Source organism: uncultured Chloroflexus sp. (genome assembly GCF_937951745.1).
GTDB lineage: Bacteria > Chloroflexota > Chloroflexia > Chloroflexales > Chloroflexaceae > Chloroflexus.
Genome location: NZ_CALFBQ010000054.1, coordinates 17,995 through 35,202, shown reverse-complemented (window position 1 = coordinate 35,202; position 17,208 = coordinate 17,995). Strand labels below are relative to the sequence as shown.

General features: G+C 58.5%; 16 protein-coding genes. 8 read left to right on the top strand and 8 right to left on the bottom strand.

Translation table 11 applies throughout. The features are described 5' to 3' along the window. Positions 1–114: 114 nt before the first annotated feature. The gene (locus Q1A59_RS13245; protein ID WP_299645108.1) at positions 115–1,605 is read left to right on the top strand and encodes a M1 family metallopeptidase; all 1,491 of its coding nucleotides are present in this window, start codon (positions 115–117) and stop codon (positions 1,603–1,605) included. Between the two features lie 521 nt (positions 1,606–2,126). Here Q1A59_RS13245 and Q1A59_RS13240 read toward each other — a convergent pair. The 7 genes from Q1A59_RS13240 to mnmA form a co-directional block, all read right to left on the bottom strand. Continuing rightward, positions 2,127–2,405 carry an HU family DNA-binding protein gene (locus Q1A59_RS13240; protein WP_066782544.1) on the bottom strand — a complete coding sequence of 93 codons (279 nt, stop codon included), beginning with the start codon at positions 2,403–2,405 and terminating at the stop codon, positions 2,127–2,129. 259 nt (positions 2,406–2,664) lie between these two features. Next, positions 2,665–3,195: an ATP/GTP-binding protein gene (locus Q1A59_RS13235; RefSeq protein ID WP_066782542.1), complete on the bottom strand. Its 531-nt coding sequence runs from the start codon at positions 3,193–3,195 to the stop codon at positions 2,665–2,667. Between the two features lie 31 nt (positions 3,196–3,226). Next, the gene (locus tag Q1A59_RS13230; protein WP_298406226.1) at positions 3,227–4,039 is read right to left on the bottom strand and encodes a DUF4388 domain-containing protein; all 813 of its coding nucleotides are present in this window, start codon (positions 4,037–4,039) and stop codon (positions 3,227–3,229) included. Between the two features lie 39 nt (positions 4,040–4,078). After that, positions 4,079–5,014, bottom strand: coding sequence for a DUF1385 domain-containing protein (locus tag Q1A59_RS13225; RefSeq protein ID WP_298406227.1), 936 nt, complete (start codon positions 5,012–5,014; stop codon positions 4,079–4,081). A gap of 99 nt (positions 5,015–5,113) precedes the next feature. Then, on the bottom strand, positions 5,114–5,566 hold the full coding sequence (locus Q1A59_RS13220) for a hypothetical protein (protein WP_298406229.1): 453 nt from the start codon (positions 5,564–5,566) through the stop codon (positions 5,114–5,116). Positions 5,567–5,632: 66 nt separating this feature from the next. After that, positions 5,633–5,890, bottom strand: coding sequence for a hypothetical protein (locus Q1A59_RS13215; RefSeq protein ID WP_298406231.1), 258 nt, complete (start codon positions 5,888–5,890; stop codon positions 5,633–5,635). Continuing rightward, positions 5,887–6,966 (bottom strand): tRNA 2-thiouridine(34) synthase MnmA, encoded by a 1,080-nt coding sequence (gene mnmA, locus Q1A59_RS13210; RefSeq protein WP_298406232.1) that lies wholly within the window; start codon positions 6,964–6,966, stop codon positions 5,887–5,889. The genes Q1A59_RS13215 and mnmA overlap by 4 nt, the downstream gene beginning before the upstream one ends. A 48-nt stretch (positions 6,967–7,014) precedes the next feature. Between mnmA and Q1A59_RS13205 the strand changes: the two genes are divergently transcribed. From Q1A59_RS13205 to Q1A59_RS13195, 3 genes are all read left to right on the top strand, one after another. Continuing rightward, on the top strand, positions 7,015–7,887 hold the full coding sequence (locus tag Q1A59_RS13205; protein WP_298406233.1) for an alpha/beta fold hydrolase: 873 nt from the start codon (positions 7,015–7,017) through the stop codon (positions 7,885–7,887). A gap of 86 nt (positions 7,888–7,973) precedes the next feature. Then, entirely contained in the window at positions 7,974–8,762 is a 789-nt protein-coding gene (locus tag Q1A59_RS13200; protein ID WP_298406235.1) for an alpha/beta fold hydrolase, read from the top strand. A gap of 83 nt (positions 8,763–8,845) precedes the next feature. Continuing rightward, positions 8,846–10,534, top strand: coding sequence for a long-chain fatty acid--CoA ligase (locus tag Q1A59_RS13195; RefSeq protein WP_298406237.1), 1,689 nt, complete (start codon positions 8,846–8,848; stop codon positions 10,532–10,534). A 60-nt stretch (positions 10,535–10,594) separates the two neighbouring features. Here the strand turns inward: Q1A59_RS13195 and Q1A59_RS13190 are convergent, their stop codons facing one another. After that, entirely contained in the window at positions 10,595–12,283 is a 1,689-nt protein-coding gene (locus Q1A59_RS13190) for a hypothetical protein (RefSeq protein ID WP_299645107.1), read from the bottom strand. A 572-nt stretch (positions 12,284–12,855) separates the two neighbouring features. Between Q1A59_RS13190 and Q1A59_RS13185 the strand changes: the two genes are divergently transcribed. From Q1A59_RS13185 to Q1A59_RS13170, 4 genes are read left to right on the top strand one after another with little or no spacing between them, the layout of a single operon-like run. Next, positions 12,856–14,376 carry an SPFH domain-containing protein gene (locus Q1A59_RS13185; RefSeq protein ID WP_299645106.1) on the top strand — a complete coding sequence of 507 codons (1,521 nt, stop codon included), beginning with the start codon at positions 12,856–12,858 and terminating at the stop codon, positions 14,374–14,376. Further along, entirely contained in the window at positions 14,373–15,614 is a 1,242-nt protein-coding gene (locus tag Q1A59_RS13180) for an SPFH domain-containing protein (protein WP_298406242.1), read from the top strand. The genes Q1A59_RS13185 and Q1A59_RS13180 overlap by 4 nt, the downstream gene beginning before the upstream one ends. 51 nt (positions 15,615–15,665) lie before the next feature. Beyond that, positions 15,666–16,844: a helix-turn-helix domain-containing protein gene (locus Q1A59_RS13175; RefSeq protein WP_298406244.1), complete on the top strand. Its 1,179-nt coding sequence runs from the start codon at positions 15,666–15,668 to the stop codon at positions 16,842–16,844. After that, positions 16,831–17,187 (top strand): type II toxin-antitoxin system PemK/MazF family toxin, encoded by a 357-nt coding sequence (locus tag Q1A59_RS13170; protein ID WP_298406246.1) that lies wholly within the window; start codon positions 16,831–16,833, stop codon positions 17,185–17,187. The genes Q1A59_RS13175 and Q1A59_RS13170 overlap by 14 nt, the downstream gene beginning before the upstream one ends. Positions 17,188–17,208 lie beyond the last annotated feature (21 nt).

The following is a 17,208-nucleotide window of genomic DNA, read 5'->3' as shown; positions in this document are numbered from 1 at the left end:
CAAGAAACGCAAAGACGGTTGCCATAAAGATAACAGCCCAACCACCCTCTTTACTATACCTCAAACCATCCTTTGCGCCTTAGCCTCGTTCGCGGCCCGTGGTATGATAATTGCATGATACGCCTAATTCTGCTGTTGATCATCATCTTCACCACCGCCTCCCAGCCGGCACCCTACCACATCGCACGCGATGGTAGTATTGACCCCTTCCTCGTTGCTCAAACGACAGCGATGCGGCCTGACCGTATCACCGATCTCATGCGCGAGCCTTGGGATCGCTACACTATGCACATCCAACTCGACCCTAGCGGGCCACGGCTGAGTGGTGAGATCACGGTGCAACTTACGAACCGGACGGAGGTTGAGTTCGATACGATCTGGTTCCACCTCTACCCCAACCACCCCAATTTCGGTGGCCGGCTCGATGTCACATCAGCGCAGATCGACGGTATACCGGTTTCATCACGCACCTTGCACGGTGACACCCTCATCGGGTTGAGCGCACCACACATTATTGCTCCCGGCGCTCAAGCGATCGTCACAATGACCTTCACTGCGCGCACCCCAAGCAATGCCAGCCAACGCACCTTCGGCGCGTATAACATGGAAGCAGGCGTATGGTCGATTGCGTCGTTCTATCCCATACTGGCCCGCTACATTTCGGGTCTCGGCTGGGATACGCGGCCAATAGTGTCACGAGGTGATTTTACCGTCAGCGCGATCGCGCTGTACGATGTCACCGTCGAAGCGCCGACAGATTGGCAACTAGTGACGAGTGGAAGTCAGCACGAACACCGCACAACCGCTGATAGTCGCCAGCTTGCGCGCTTCGTCAGCGGGCCGCAGCGCGAATTCTACCTTGCCGCACTCCAAGGGCTGCGGCAGGTCAGTGTCAACGTGGATGGCACGCAGGTGATCAGTTACGTACAGTCAGATGATCCAACCGCTGGGGAACGCAGTGTAGCCATTGCGGCTACTGCCCTGCACGCCTTCAACCAGCGCTTCGGCGCTTACCCCTACGCCGAGCTAGAGGTCATCCAAGCGGCATTGACCCAATTTTACGGCATGGAATATCCGGGAGTCGTGTTGATCGAGCAGAGCCTCTACCAGCGCAATGACCGGCTGCTAGAAACCACCATTGCCCACGAGATCAGCCATCAATGGTGGTACGGGTTGGTCGGCAACGACGCGCAGGGGGAAGCGTGGCTTGACGAGGGGCTAGCCAGTTATAGCCAAATCCTCTATTACGAGATGATCGATGTGCCGGCACAGGCCCAAGCCGAACTCGAGGCCTTCCGCGCTGTCTACCGTCGCTTGCGCGAACGAGGTGGCGATGCGCCGCTCGCCACCCCACCCTCGGCGTTGAGCAATGGCCGCTACGTACCGGTGGTCTACGCTAAAGGCGCGCTGTTCTTCCACACCTTGCGTCAACATATCGGGGAAGATGCGTTCAACGAATTCTTACAGCGATACGTCACAACAGCGAGCTATCGCGAAATTGCCGGCCCTGATTTACTCCATGCCGCTGAACAGGCGTGCGTATGCCTGTTAGCTGATCTGTTTCACGATTGGGTCGTATCGGCGGCAGCGGTAGACATACCGTAGGGACAACGCAGTGCCGTATCTCAAGGCTGTGACCCTCTCGCCGTAAGGGAGAGGGAGGAGGGCCGTCGTCCCGTACCCACCTCAGGGCACCGCAGCGCGGTGCCCCTACCGAAAAACATCTGCTCTTGAACGATGAGATTAGATTGCGCTAGCCGTCTGTTTGTAGGATCCGAGCCAGCGGAGGGAGACATGCATTCTTAGCATTACGCTGCGCCCCTCCGTGTCTCTGGGGAGAGGGAGGAGGGCCGTCGTCCCGTACCCACCTCAGGGCACCGCAGCGCGGTGCCCCTACCGAAAAACATCTGCTCTTGAACGGTGAGATTAGATTGCGCTAGCCGTCTGTTTGTAGGATCCGAGCTAGCGGAGGGAGACATGCATTCTTAGCATTACGCTGCTCCCCTCCGTGTCTCTGGGAAGCACTGTCTAGACGTACCTTTAGGGGTGAACAGGCTGCTCGTATGCATAAGGCAAGCGGCGATTATCCGTGCGGACGACGTGTCCAACATCCCCACAATCGCCACTTATTCGCCCTTCACCGCTTCTTTCAACGTACTGCTCGCGCTAAAACCGGGGGTCTTGGTAGCGGGGATATGGATCTTCTCGCGAGTTTGCGGATTAACACCCTCGCGCGCCTGCCGCGAGCGCACCTCAAACGTGCCAAAACCGGTCAGCGTCACTTTCTCACCACGAGCCAACGCCTCAGTGATCACCTCGAGCGCAGCGTCAATAATTTGCTTCGTCTCCTTCTGCGAAGCTTTGGCGCGCTCAGCCACTGCCTTGATAAAATCCGTCTTCTGCATTGGTGCAGTCCTCCTCTATGCACTCAAGCGGTCATAGCTCTTCAGAAAGCAGTATACCGCATCTGTCAAGATCTGTATCTCTTACTGATGCGGTAAACCGCTTATTAGGCTTTCCAATATAATTTTACGGCTTTGCAATGAGGAAAATCAATTTAACCGCATTGCAAAGCCATACCGAAGGCACTCACATCACCGTCACAACACAACAGGGGCGACGGCTCGGTCGCCCCTTCGCAACTTCCCAAGCAAACGTGCGAACCTAATCCTCGCTGCGTTCTTGAATCACATACAGCAACTCAAGCAACACATTCTTGACGCTCTCGCGGTCGGTCGCCGTACAAGGCAACACCTTGATATGCGGCGGTTGGCGCAAAGCCAAGCGCAATTCATCAGGCGACCACGCATTAGGCCGATCCTGCTTATTGGCCGCAATCACATAAGGCGTATCGCGATACGAGACAAAGAAATCAATGATCCGGTTCGTCTCGCGGAACGTTTCCGGGCGGGTGCTATCGACAAGGATGACCAGACCGAGCATCCCCTCGGCGAGGATCTCCCACATAAAGTCGAAGCGCTTTTGTCCCGGCGTCCCAAAGAGATGGAGCACGAGATCATCAGAGATCGCGATGCGTCCGAAATCCATCGCGACAGTCGTTTCCTTCTTGATCAGCCGAGTATCGTCGGTCGCCCGGCGTTCCGTCGAGACGACCTCAATCTCCGAGATCGTCCTGATAAACTCAGTCTTGCCGGCGTTGACGGCGCCGCTGATCACCATCTTTACCGTCTGCACACAGCCCTCCGCTCCGATGCTCCGGCCCCAGCTACATGCTGCGGATCCGATTGATGATCCGGTTGACGAGGCTCTTCTTCAAACGCGGCTGTTCAACCGGCGGCATTCCGGCGGCCAGCACGCGCTGCCGTTTCACCAATTCCAGCATACCGGCGGTCAAGAAGCCATAGACCGCGCGGCACACATCAAAATCGCTTAGCCCAGTCTTTTGGGCAATCTCGGCCAGCGTATCGCGGCCATTGATGCGCGCAAACACCTTCCACTCATCTGGCGAAAGACGCATCCCTTTCAGCTTCTCACCCGGCGGGGCCAAGAAGCGCGGCACGAGATCGGTCGAAGGGATGCGGTCGCGTATCCGCTCCCATTCATCGATCCGGCGCACCCCTTCCATGATTAGGTGATCGATCGAGATCGGCGTCAGCGCCAGCGGGGCATCAGGCGCCGGGCGCTGATTATGCTCGAAGACAAAATCCCCTTCCGGCCACGCAAACAACCCATACACCGATTGCTCGGTATGGCCCATCAGCGCACTCTGCAATCGCTCAGGGCTAGCCATACCGACATCAATCACGACCTGACTCAACGTCACTCCATTGCCACGAGCCGCCAACACGCGGCAGGCTTGCGCCAACTGATCGACATTCAGCACGCCGAGCCGCACCAACAGCTCCGGCTTCTCGTCTTCGGGACGGCGCGCCGCGAGCAGCAGCTTGCCTTTCTCAAAGTAGAGCCGCGCCGTCTGATCATGGTAGGTCAAATGCAGGGCGCCCGTTTTATACCCGCGATCAACGAGCGAGAGAAAATCTGACAAACTAAAATCGCGGATGTTCCCCACCAGCGCCATACGTTCCTCCGCTATCGCGGGTGTAGTGCGACGATCACGTCACATGGTCGGTTGTGTATCAGCCAAACCGGGCGCAACACCGGTAGTTGGCGCCGGTTGGGCAGTTTCAAGTTGATCGGCGGCCACGACCGGCTCGAAGGCAGCGATCGCGGTAGCAATCATAGCATCATCCGGCTCGCGAGTTGTCAAGTACTGCGCCGCCAATGTTGGGGCCAGCAACCAGCGCACCCACGGCACATGGTAATAGTTTGCGGCGAGTTGTTGGGCCTCAAAGGCAACCGCCGCCACTAACGGAATGAGCACAATCCGGGCGATAATCCTCTGCCAAACCGGCAAACCGGCAACTGAGAGAAAGATCAGAAACCCGATCAGCGCCACCACCAACAGAAAGCTTGTGCCACAGCGCGGGTGAATGCGGCTGCATTCCCGCACCGATTCGACCGTCAGCGGCAGGCCCGCCTCATACGCATTGATCACCTTGTGCTCGGCGCCGTGATAGCCAAACACCCGGCCAATATCGGGAATACGGCCAATCACAGCGATGTAGGCCACGACTAACGCCAGATTAATCAACGCTTCGATGATTTCCCGCACGAGCACTGGCGCGCCAAGCTGGCCGATAAAGTTGGCTACCAGTGATGGCAACACTACAAAGATGCCAATCGCGATCGCCAGCGTGACCACAAAGATCAAAGTTTGGACAACCGGGTGCAGATTTTCATCGTCATCAGCGGCAACCACCGAGGCCGAGAAATCGAGCGCCTTGCGCCCAATCGTAAAGGCTTCGGCCAGTGCAGCAAAACCGCGCAGCAACGGCCAACGTTGCCACTGTGCGCTGCGGGCCGAGATCGGCAGGTCGAGCCGGGCAAAGCTGCCGTCAGGGCGACGCACAACGACGGTCGCTTGCCGGCGACCGCGCATCATCACCCCTTCGAGCACCGCTTGTCCACCATACTTAAATTGATTGGTACTCATGCCAATTCTGACTCTTACCCGCTCGCCAGCCACACCAAACTTCTACTATCCTCTATCTTACCATGCCAACAGGCACGGTAACGTATCGAACATGGGGGGTCATGAGGCCGGTTCGTCAGGTTTTCCGCGCCGAGCTAAGGTTGTGGCTGCCGCCCGCACACCGCTCACCAAACTTGAGACGCGAATAATCGGCGCAACCACTCGTTCCGCAACGTATGTTGTCGCCGTTGTCGCCGTCTGCGCCGAGTCGCGCACATTATTGGCAATCGCGCGCGTTGTGTCTAGCGTCTCATTCGCTTTCGCCAGCGCCTCATCGAGCTTAGGCAACACATTATTGCGCGCCAGCCGGTTGATCTGCTCAACCGCGTAGAGGATCGCAATGAGGATTGCAACCGATAATACCGCGCCGATCAGTTGCAACGCGGCCAAGATCACGATGAATACATCTCGCCACGCGGCGCGGAAACCTTCACCGAGGAAGATCGCCGCGATGATAAACCCGAACAGAACTGCGGTCAATAAGCCAATGCCGATGCCAATCCAGCGTAACACGGGGCTACCTCCGTACCGGGCCGCAGAATACGCGGCTGCGAGGGCGCTCTAATGCGCCAAATTATATCATAGCCGCAAGCGTGAAACAACTATCAGCAAGATCCACGCCAACAGTGAGGCTTCGAGCATTGGCACCCCCGCTGGGGCGGGCAGATCAAGAGGGAAGCGCCAGCCAAGCAGGGTGGCGATCAGACACCCGGCGGCTGCCGTGACCCAAAAAATCGGGATCTGCCGCCACGAGCGGCCCAGCAAGAAATGGGCCAACGCCGCATGGGTCGTGGTCAACAAGAGTAAGAGAAAGGCTGCTGGTGAGAACGCGCTCATCCCACCTCCGGACGGGCGATCCATCCCCCGCCAAGCACGCGCTGGTCATCGTAAAAGACAGCAGCTTGGCCGGGGCTGACAGCGCGCTGTGGCCGTTCCAACTCCACCAGCCAGCGTCCATCGAGCTGTGCCGAAACGCGAGCCGGCAGCGGTTCGGCGTGGGCGCGCACTTGCACCATACAGGTCAATGGCTCAGCCGGCGGCTGATCATCAACCCAACGCACGTCGGTGACGGTAAATCGCTCGCGGTTGAGCGCCGACGCCGGGCCGACGATCAACGCATTGCGCGCCGGATCGATTGCAACCACATAGCGTGGTTCGCCACCGCTCAACCCTAAACCACGCCGCTGACCGACGGTGTAGAACGGTAGCCCTTTGTGCCGCCCGATCTCGCGCCCCTCTAGATCGACTATTGGACCGGGGGTAAGACTCTCTGGCGCTTCAACCCGTAACAGATTGCGGTAGTCGCCGTCAGGCACAAAACAGATGTCTTGGCTCTCTTCGCGATCGGCACTCGGCAAGCCGCGTGCTGCCGCCATTGCGCGCACTTCACTTTTGGTATATTCACCAATGGGGAAGAACAGGCGGGCTAGATCGGCTTGGCCGAGCATGTGCAGCATGTACGACTGATCTTTCTCGCGGTCTACCGCTCGCCAAAGCTGGTAGCGGCCATCGGCGCCGCGCACAATCCGGGCGTAATGGCCGGTCGCCACCGCATCAAACCCCAAAGCCCGCGCCCGATCAAGTAACGCGCGAAACTTGATCATGCGGTTGCACTCGACGCAGGGGTTAGGGGTGAGACCATGCGTATACGCCCGAATGAAATAGTCGATGACGTGGCGGCGAAACTCGCGCTGGTAATTAAAAACGTAAAAGGGGATGCCGAGTAAGGCGCAGACGCGCCGCGCGCTGGCCGCTGCTTCGGCAGCACAACACAGGCTCTCGCGCAGCCCGTGATCGTCGTCATCCCATAGATGCATCGTTACGCCGGTCACTTGATGGCCGGCTTCAAGTAAGAGCGCCGCGGCCAGTGAGCTATCAACACCGCCGCTCATTGCAACCAGAATATTTGCCATATTTGGTATTATACTCGGTATGACCGTTTCCAACTAGAGAGCGCCAACGTGACAAATCCTATTACCACTATGACGGCTTCTGTCACCATCGAATGCCGCTACCACGACCGCCTTGGCCTCAGCTATTTGACTGCTGGCGCCAGCGGGCCGGCGATCGTCTTTCTGCACGGCTGGGGTGCGTTTAAAGAGCTCTGGTGGAGCACCTTGCGCGATCTTGGCCGTGACTACCGTTGTTTTGCCGTCGATATGCCCGGCCACGGCGAGAGCCGGATCGGGCGGGCCGACCGGATCGAAGCTATTGCCGAGCTGATAGCCGCGTTTTGCCGTGATCTCGGCCTGACTGCGATTACGCTTATTGGCCATTCGATGGGGGGAAGCGTGGCCGTGGAGCTGACCTTGCGCTATCCCGAATTGGTGCAGCGGCTGGCACTAATTGATGCCGCCGTCGATGCCTATCGGATGCCAGCTTACACCCGCACGTACCTACTGCCCACCGTAGGATGGACGACGTTCCGCCTGACCCAAGCCATCGGTCGTACCTTTCGCCCACTAGGCCAGCGTATCCCGCACGAGCATGGCGGTGGCTGGATTCGCCCATGGCTGCGGCGAGCATCGTACCTCGCCACTTTCGACCCAGAAGGATTGTACCGCATTTTACGATCCCTCTTTGCGACCCGTGTCGATGATCGGCTCCAACAGATTCGCGTCCCGACCTTAGTGATGACCGGCCAATTTGATAGCCTTGCCCCGCCAGCCCACGCCCGCCGACTGGCCGCAGCTATTCCCGGCGCGCAGTACGTGATGATCCCGGCCAGCTTGCACAACCCTATGGATGAACGACCACGCACGTTTACGCGCGAATTGCGGCGGTTTCTCGATCACGTTGCGACTCAGCATGCGCAAAGGCGCGCAGGCGCATAACGCAAAGGCGCGAAGGGCGCAGCGGACGCAAAGATTTTTACTGTTACAGCGACGGTACAATGCACCGTCGCGCAAGAGAGAGAGGTATGAACCTCGAACCGTACCGCAAAGAGATTCAGCTTACCGGCACCGCACCGGTGCGCTTGAGCGTCGTCGATGTCGGGCCGCTCGAAGGCGAGCGACAAGGCACCATTGTCTGCATTCACGGCTGTGCCGGCAATCTCGAACAGTGGGCGCCGCAGATCGCGCATTTGTCGAGGCACTACCGGATCATCGCACCTGACCTGCGCGGTCACGGTCGTTCTGAGGTGGTGAATTCAGCCTACTCGCTAGAAGAGTTTCTCTGGGATTTGACCCAGTTGCTCACCCGCTTGAACGTCGCAGAGCCATTCATCCTGATGGCGCATTCGTTCGGCGGGCCGATTGCGATGACCTTTGCCGCCAGTCAGCCCCAGCGTGTCAGCCGCTTAATCTTGATCGCTACCGGCCCTGAGATGCATCTCAATCCGCTCCACGAATGGATCGTCAAACTACCAGTTTCGCTTGCGATGCTCGAGCGATTGCGCCCAATCTTGATGCCAAAGACCTACGCGCCGGTGAACGTTATCCAAAAGGTGCTGGCCGGCACCCTCTTTCGCTGGGATGGGCGAGCCGTTCTGCCGCAAGTGCAAACGCCCACGTTGATCATCGCTGGCCAGTGGGATTTTATCGCGCCGGTGGCCCAAGCCCGCGAGAGCCAGCAACTCATGCCCAACGCCCGGCTCGAAATTGTCCGTTATACCCGCCATCTCCCCCACCTTGAGCGACCTGAAGCTGTTAATCGGCTGATCGACCGTTTCCTCGCAGGGCCACGCATCTGGCGTGAACAGCAATGATCGACCGCTAGATATTGACACCGCTGATGATGCCCCTGATAATTCGGCATAGCGACGTTGGAACAGACGTAAGGATCATCTGTATGACCGCCGATCACGTTGCCGCTCGTCCGTGGCTGCGTCACTACGATCCGGGAGTGCCGCATACGCTTGCTATCACACCGGCGCCACTGCCCGAACTCCTACGCCACGCTGCCGAGCGATGTGCCGAGACGGCGGCAATTGCGTTTTACGGCCGCAATCTGAGCTATGTCCAGTTGTGGGAGGAGGCAACCCGTTTTGCCCGTGGCCTGCTCGCGATCGGCTTTCAACCCGGCGAGCGGGCCGTGATCTTGCTCCCCAACATCCCGCAAGCAGTGATTGCATACTACGGCGTCTTGCTGGCTGGCGGGATTGTGGTGCTGGCCAATCCGATCTTCGACGCAGAAGGCTTTGCCTATGAAGTCCGCGACTCGGAAGCGACCACCGTCATCGCGCTGAGTATGTTTTACCGGCTGGTTGATCAGGTACGCGCTGAGCTACCCTTTCCCCACCTAATCTACACCAACGTAAAAGAATATCTCCCTTCTGGCCAGCGCATCCTCTTTACGCTGCTCCGCCAAGAGCGCGAAGGCCACCGCGTGCCCGCCGAACAAGCCACTCAAGCCCACTGGTTTCAGCATCTCTTGGCTGCCGGCGCGGACGGCGATCTGCCTGCGTTGCGCGCCGATGATCCAGCAGTCATTCTGTACACCAGCGGCACCACCGGCGCCGCCAAAGGCGTCTTACACCGCCATGCCAGTCTCTACGCCAACACTTGCCAAACGCGGGCATGGTACGCCGATGCCGACGAAGGCAACGAGCGCGTGCTCTGTGCAATCCCCTTCTCGCATGCCTACGGTATGACCGCCTGCATGAATGTCGGTATCGCGCTCGGCGCAACGCTGATCTTGCTGCCAACCTTCGAGACCCGCAATGTCTTGCATTCCATCCGGCGTGAACGGCCGACCTTCTTCCCCGGCGTGCCGCCAATGTATGCGGCGCTGAACGAGGTGCGCGACGTGCGCAAATATGGTTTGTCTTCGCTGAAGAGCTGTTTGAGCGGCGCGGCCCCGTTGCCGATTGAGGTGCAAGAGGGGTTCGAGCGCATGACCCGTAGCCGACTTGTCGAGGGTTATGGGTTGACCGAAGCCGGGCCGGTGACGCACGCTAACCCGTTGCGTGGGACGCGCCGAGCCGGTACGATCGGATTACCGCTACCTAACACCGAAGCGCGCATTGTTGATATGCAGAGCGGGGCCGATTTGCCGCCGGGAGCGATTGGCGAATTACTGGTGCGCGGCCCCCAACTCATGGCGGGTTACTGGCGCAATCCGCAAGCTACGGCTGAAGCGATTACCGCCGATGGCTGGTTACGCACCGGTGATGTCGCTCGTATGCTGCCTGACGGCTATTTTCAGATCATCGAGCGCAAGAAAGAAATGATCATCGCCGGTGACTACAATATCTACCCACGCGACCTCGAAGAAGCGCTCTACGAACACCCGACGGTCATCGATGCTGCTGTCGTTGGTGTACCGCTGCCCGACGGCCGCACCGAAATCCGCGCCTTCGTCGTCACCCGCCCCGGCGAGCGAGTCAGCGAAGCCGAGGTCTTTACCTTCCTGCGCGAACGGCTCAATCTGCCGGTCATGCCGGAAAAGATCGAATTCCGTGAGGCGTTGCCGCGTAGCTTCATCGGCAAGCTACTGCGCTGGCGACTGGTCGAAGAGTTGTTGCAGCGGGAGAGGTAAAATCCCTCACTCCACTCGTACAATATCCACCGACGTGATACACCTCTCTTGACAGCGTGCTTACCTTGCTACCAGTGGCACGAACAGCCGATTGATTGCCGCTGGCCGCCATGCAGCCGCTAGTGTATTGCCATCGGTCGTGATTGGCCCAGTCGCACCACTCGCCACGTCAAGCCACCAGATGTCAGATCGACCATCGAATCGTTCAAGCGTATAGACAAGGTATGTACCATCAGGCGACCAACTCAGATTACCGATAGAGCGGCCGTGATCGGCAAACAGCAGCATGCGCGGCAGAGCCAGATTCTGGCGGTCGTACAGCATAAGCGCGAACGTGCGGTCGCTACTATCTGCCGACGGGCTGGTCGTTACCCGTACCACCGCAAAGCGCCGCCCGTCAGGATGCCAGACCGGCTCACGATCAGCGTGGTGAGCAATCAGATGGGTCGCGCGTGGCGGCTGAACCGTTGTATCAATCTCCCAGATACCATCGGCGCGATTACTGCGACCCGAAGAGAGATCGAAGCCATCAACCAATACGCGACCGTTGCGGTTCGCGGATGGTCGGATCGCGTGCTCAGCAGCAGTTATCGGTGTCATCGAGGGTGGCGCCACAAGCAGGACATCGGAGCGACCGCCTTGGGCTAGGCGTCCATCGCAGAAGACGCCAAAGCCGGTCTGTGCCAACACCACGCGACTATTATCGGGCATCCACTGCACCTGAGAAACGCGCACAATCAAAGACGGTTCCTCCGATGGCCCACCGGGTGGTCGGACGAACGGACAACGCGACCCCTTGCGGCTTTGAGTTTGATAGATCTGCTGGACACCACTCCCATCGGCATTCATTACTGTCACCGCTGAAGCACTCAGATTGTTCTGTGGATCGGGATCGGGCACCGGCCACGGCCACGTGTTGTTATCAACCACTGCCAGCCGCTGGCCATTCGGCGACCATGCCGGGCTGGTCACACTGTTGAGCAAGCCACGGTAGATAAGCTGGCGATTCTGACCATCGGTATCCATTCGGTACAGCCAGCGATTACCTTCCTCGATCCGCACTACGGCCAAAGGACGACTACCATCGCCCCGTAACCGTGGTGGCAGTGGCGCAGCGGCAGTGCGCTCGTCGGCAGCGACCACGCGCACATCGTCGATTAACAGCACTGCACTATCCGTAACATCGGTGCGTTCTTGGATAACAATAGAGAAGCGCAATGATTGACCGCGCACCCGATCCAACTGATCTCCCTGCAACACTGTCCGATACAATTGCCATCCCGGCGGTTGATCGGTCGCAAAGGTACCCAGTTTCACACCGCCAAGATTCGGGTCGAACTGATAGTACCCACGGGCAAGAAAGACATCAACCGTCGTGCCGGCAGCAGCGCGAAACCAGAACGACACCGTCACCGCCGGTGCATTCCCCGGAATGGTAAGCGACTGGGTCAATATTTGGCGGGGCGTTGTAAGATCAGGTAATTGCGGACAATCGCTACCGTCGGCGTTAATCCCCATCACTGCCGCATACCGGCCAGCATAGACAGACTCAGTCCCATCCTGCTGAGCATCGACCAATTGAACGTTGCCACATTCCTCCCAACTAGCGCCTAATTGCTCGAAACCGCCATTCTGGATCAAGTTTGGCGCATTGGCCGGTTCAGCCAGTTGCGCAGCAACCGGGGTGATCCCGCTAAACAACCAACCTCCAACCACCAACAAAAGCACATACCGCACGAGGCGTGACATACACCTTGCCTGCATCTGCCGAAGTTGACGTCGGAACAACACCATACCCCTCTCGCTTGTCGTGAAGCTGGCGCAGCGCACGGCGTGAATGATGCTACGCTAGCTTGCCCCAATAACCTAAACAAAGGGGAGGAGTCTCGGCAGAATGCAGGGAAGTGATTGAGACATCATCCCTCTATCATTGTACCAGAAAGTGATAGAACGAGCTATTAAACATTCTTTATCACCGGATGAACCATTTGCAAGTGGGTTCCATCCTACCTTACGGCTGGAGAAATTCCAGATAGCGAAGCAGGATGCATCTGTGGCGAGAACACAGGCAGTGAGCACACAAATGCTGATAATCTCGGTACCTACTGAGAGGTGGCAAGACACCGAACGAAAAATACACTCGCAAGTCGCTGAGCGTACTACAGCCAGACACCTCGCTCATTGGGCTTGCTAGCTACAGCGCAGCACCATTCCTGAGAGTTATCACTAGGACAGAAACGATCTGGTCTTCCACTGCGACGTTTGCTACACTGTAATTGTACATCCCTGATGCCAGCTCCAAGTAAAGTAAGGAAAGCGATATGAACCGTCTCCAGCGCGGTCTGAGCACTGCCAAGCAGTTACTCGAAAGTGGGGAACTCGAACAGTTGCAGATCAAGGCCAGCGACTTCATCTCGCAGCGGGCGGGCAACGAGAGCGGCGCCACCCGGATCGAGCAGATGAGTGTGATGCTCGATGAGGCGGCTGAGCTGCTCAACCGCAATTTGCAGCAGCGAGACAACCGCGGACAGGTTACAAACGTTATTTCACCGGTCGTCATCCCGCGTGACCCACGCTCAGCAGTGTGGGTAGCGGTGACGATTATTCTGGTGATAGTAGGATTGTTCGGCTGGCTGATCAGCGCCGCAGTCGATGTGGTCTCGTTTGGCTTCACCAATTTGACGCTGGTCTTCTTTGGCCCGCACTACTGGCTGCTGGTGGCTGGCTACGTCGTCTACAGCCTCTGGCGTAACACCTTCATTATGGTACCGGACGGTTGTCAAGCGCTGATCACCCGCTTCGGCAAGCTGGAAGAGATCGCGCCAGCGGGCCGCAAAGTGCTGCTCGATCCTTGGAAGCGAGTCAGCTACATTGTCAACGTCACCCGCGAATACCCGTACAACGCACCGATCCGTGAAGCACCGACCGCCTCGCGAGTCAATGCTTCGGTCGATCTCTTTTTGCAGTTTAAGATCGAAGACCCGGCGGCATTCATTTTCACGCTCGGTGGCGCGAAAGGTTTTCAAGAGAAGCTGCAAAACGCGGTCAGCGAAGTGACGCGAGCGCTGATCTACGAGCAACGCGCCGAAGCGATCTACGATTTAGTTGGCGAGAGTACCCAAAACCTGCTCGACACGCTTAACCAGCAGTTTTTGCCGGCGGTGCGCTTCGTCAACGCCAATATCACCCACGCCGAGCCATCAAGCCAAGAATACCGTATCGACCTCGCTAAGCCGGAGATGATCCGGGTCGCAAAAGAGGCCTACACCTACGAGTACGAACTAGCGTTGCGCAAAGAGCAGGACGAAGGCGATCTCAACCGCGAGCTGACCAGCCTCAACGAGCAGTTGTCGGCAATTCGGGCCGAGATTGCCACCTTTCAGGCCCAAATTGACACTGCGCGTGAAAAAGAAACCTACCGGGCCAGCGCGTATGCCAGCCAATTACTGAGCGAAGCCGAGAGCGCGGCGCGGGCGAACGCAGCTCTGCTTGAAGCCCAAGCGCTTGACATTCGCGCCGTCGGCGCGGCGATGTACCCCGAAATCTTGCAGTACCGTTACCAGCAAGACATTCTCGACCGGCTCGAAGCTGTAGCCGACCACCTGCCGCAAATCGTGCAAGTAGGCGGCGGTGCTGAAGCGGCGATTGACTATCTGGCAATGGCACAGCGGATGCTTGGTATCGTTGACACCGAACTCTACTCGCCAGATGACGTTGCTGCTATCCGTACCCGCATGCACGAGATTCGCCAGCGGATTCAAGCACGCGCCGAGCAGATCAAGCAGGTGGTGGCCGCTGAACGCGAGGCAGCCCAATTGGCCGAGAAAGGAGGGAACCAATGACCGATGCTCGGCGCGAGTTTTCACGCATCCGCGAGGCGGTTGCGACGTGGAGCCGCATCCGGCAACTGCTCCGCTCAGGCGAAGAGGGCCAACTGGTGCCGGTGGTCATTCCGAAAGATCGCCGACGAGCACGCTGGCTGCTGCCATTGGCAGTAAGCTTCTATCTGCTAGGGGTGGCCGTGTTCAGCGGTCGCTTCTTCGGCCTGTTTGCCATCGTGCTCGCCTTCCTCTTCTTCATCGCCGCAGTCGTTTCATTCATCCTCGGCGCGATTGTTGAGATCGAACAAGGTACCACCGGCATCCTCTCGCGCTGGGGTCAGATCGTCGGCATCCTCACACCGGGCCGACATTACCTCTGGTGGCCATGGGAAAAGGTCGAAGCGGTGGTTGACACTAGCACCGAGATTCCGTACACCGCACCGGTCATGGCAGCGCCGACCCGCGAAAATGTGCCACTCAAATCGATCGAATTCTTTCTCAAATTTCGGATCGAAGATCCGATCGCATTTATCCGCCGGCTCGGCGCTAGCAACTTCGATCTGGTGCTGAGCAGCGCAGTGCAAGACGCCATCCGCCAGCGTGCGCGCCGGGTCGAGACCGAACGTGCCTACGACCTGCGCGGTAGCGATGTTGGTGATATGCAAGAGCTGCTCAACCGGCAACTGGCCCGCTACGGAGTACGGATCACCGGCGCCAACATTCCCGATGTACAGTTGCCCGACCAGTACCAGCAGCATCTGGCCACCCGCGAGCGGGTCGCGAAAGAGTTGCAAGCCTACGAGCGCGAGTGGGAGCTGATCAAGAAGCAGCGGATCGACAATCTGCGGCTCGAAATCGAACGGGCCAAGAAAGTGCGTGACGCTAAGCTTGTCGAGGTGCGTGCAGCAATCAACAAAGCCCGGGAAGACGTTGCCCGTATGCTGCAAGAGAAAGAGACCGAAGCGCAGCGGGTGCGCTGGGAGATCGAAGCGCGGGGACGGGCAACCCTGCGACAAGCCGAGAACGAGGCGCGCGGATTAGAATACCTTGGCCGAGCCTATCAAGATAATCGCGCCGTCTTGCAATATGAGCTGGCCCGCCGCCGCCTGCAAGTGGCCGAAACGTTAATGAAACGCGCCCCCCGACCGATTGTGGTGCAAAGCGACGGCGGCGATACCTCAGCGCTGACTACCCTGATTACGGCGCAGTTGTTGCCGAAATTGACCGGCAACGCCGATGGACAGGCGAGTGCTGGTTGACAATCAACCCGCTATAGGTGATAATTGTCAACTGAAAGGGGGCGCACGATTATGATACAGCAACGGTTGCGCCAATTACGCTTGGCACGCGGGATGACTCTCGACGATTTAGCACAAGCGACCGGACGGATCGTTACTCGGCAGGCGATTTCTAAGTACGAACATGGGCAAGCACAGCCATCGCCAACCGTCTTACACCACCTCGCGATGGCATTGGGCGTGCGCACCACCGATCTCCTGAACAGCCACGAGGCGCAGATTGAGCTTATTGCGCATCGCAAACGCGCGTCGCTCGGCAAACGTCAGCACGAACAGATGGAGGCACTGGCGCAGGAGGCGCTACGTGACCGGCTGTACCTGCAAGAGCTGATCGGCGAGCCGGCCCAGCTTGCACTGCCCCTGTTTGAGTACCCTGTTACCAGCCTCGACGACGCCGAAACTGCTGCTACCGATCTCCGCGCGCGCTGGGGCCTAGGCAGCGCGCCGATCGCCGACCTCACCGATACGCTGGAGGAACACGGCCTGCACGTCATCGCGCTCGATGCAATCGACGGGTTCGATGGCGTCGCTGCCATCGCCCGCGATGAACACGGCGCTGCCTTAGCCGCGGCGGTGATCGGGCGGCGCAGCCTCGATGGGGCGCGCTGGCGCATGAATCTCGCGCACGAGTTGGCGCATCTGGTCTTGCAGCCACACGATGGGCTTGACGAGGAAAAGGTCGCATTTCGCTTTGCTGCTGCGTTGCTCGCTCCGGCAAACGCACTGCGCAGTCATATCGGTGAACACCGTACTCATCTTTACCTCGAAGAGCTGCTGCTGCTGAAACGGCATTTTGGTATGAGCATCCAAGCCCTGCTCTACCACATGCAGACACTGGGGATTATCAACCAACGGCTCTACCGGTCATGGATGATTAAGCTGAGCGAACGCGGCTGGCGCACCGCCGAACCAGAACCGTTGCCGCCGGAGGAGCCGTTGTGGTTGCGGCGAGCAACGCTGCGGGCATTGGCTGAAGAGCTGATCGATCCCGCCGAGGCGCGCCGTTTGCTTGGTGAAGAAGTACCGGTGCAGGATATACCTGAGCGTAGCGAAGGGCGTTGCCAGCGTCTTCTCCGACAACCGCTAGCAGTACGCCACGCGGTGTTAGCTGAACAGGTGGCGGCTGCCGCCGATCTCTACCCGTTTCCCGCCACCGAAGCCAACGAGGTCGCAACGCGTGAGCACGCCTAGCATTCCCCACCGTGGCGAGATTTGGCAGGCTGATCTCGGCGATGGCACTTTGACACCAGTCATCGTCGTCAGTGCCAACGCCTTTGAACGCCTGCCAATCCGTCTTATAGCACCCTTACAACCGTGGGAAGAGCGGTTTGAACAGACCATCTGGATTCAGCGGATCGAAGGACGATGGCCAACACGGTTGGGTAAGCCGCATGCGGCTGATCTGCTCCGTTTGCGCAGCATCGAGACTCGGCAGATGCGTGAGTTGATAGGTCGGGTACCAGCGACAAAAATGGATGAGATTGCAGCAGCCATTGCGATAGTCGTGGATTATGATCCGACGGTACGATCGTGACGTTGGTCAGGCGTTAGGGTA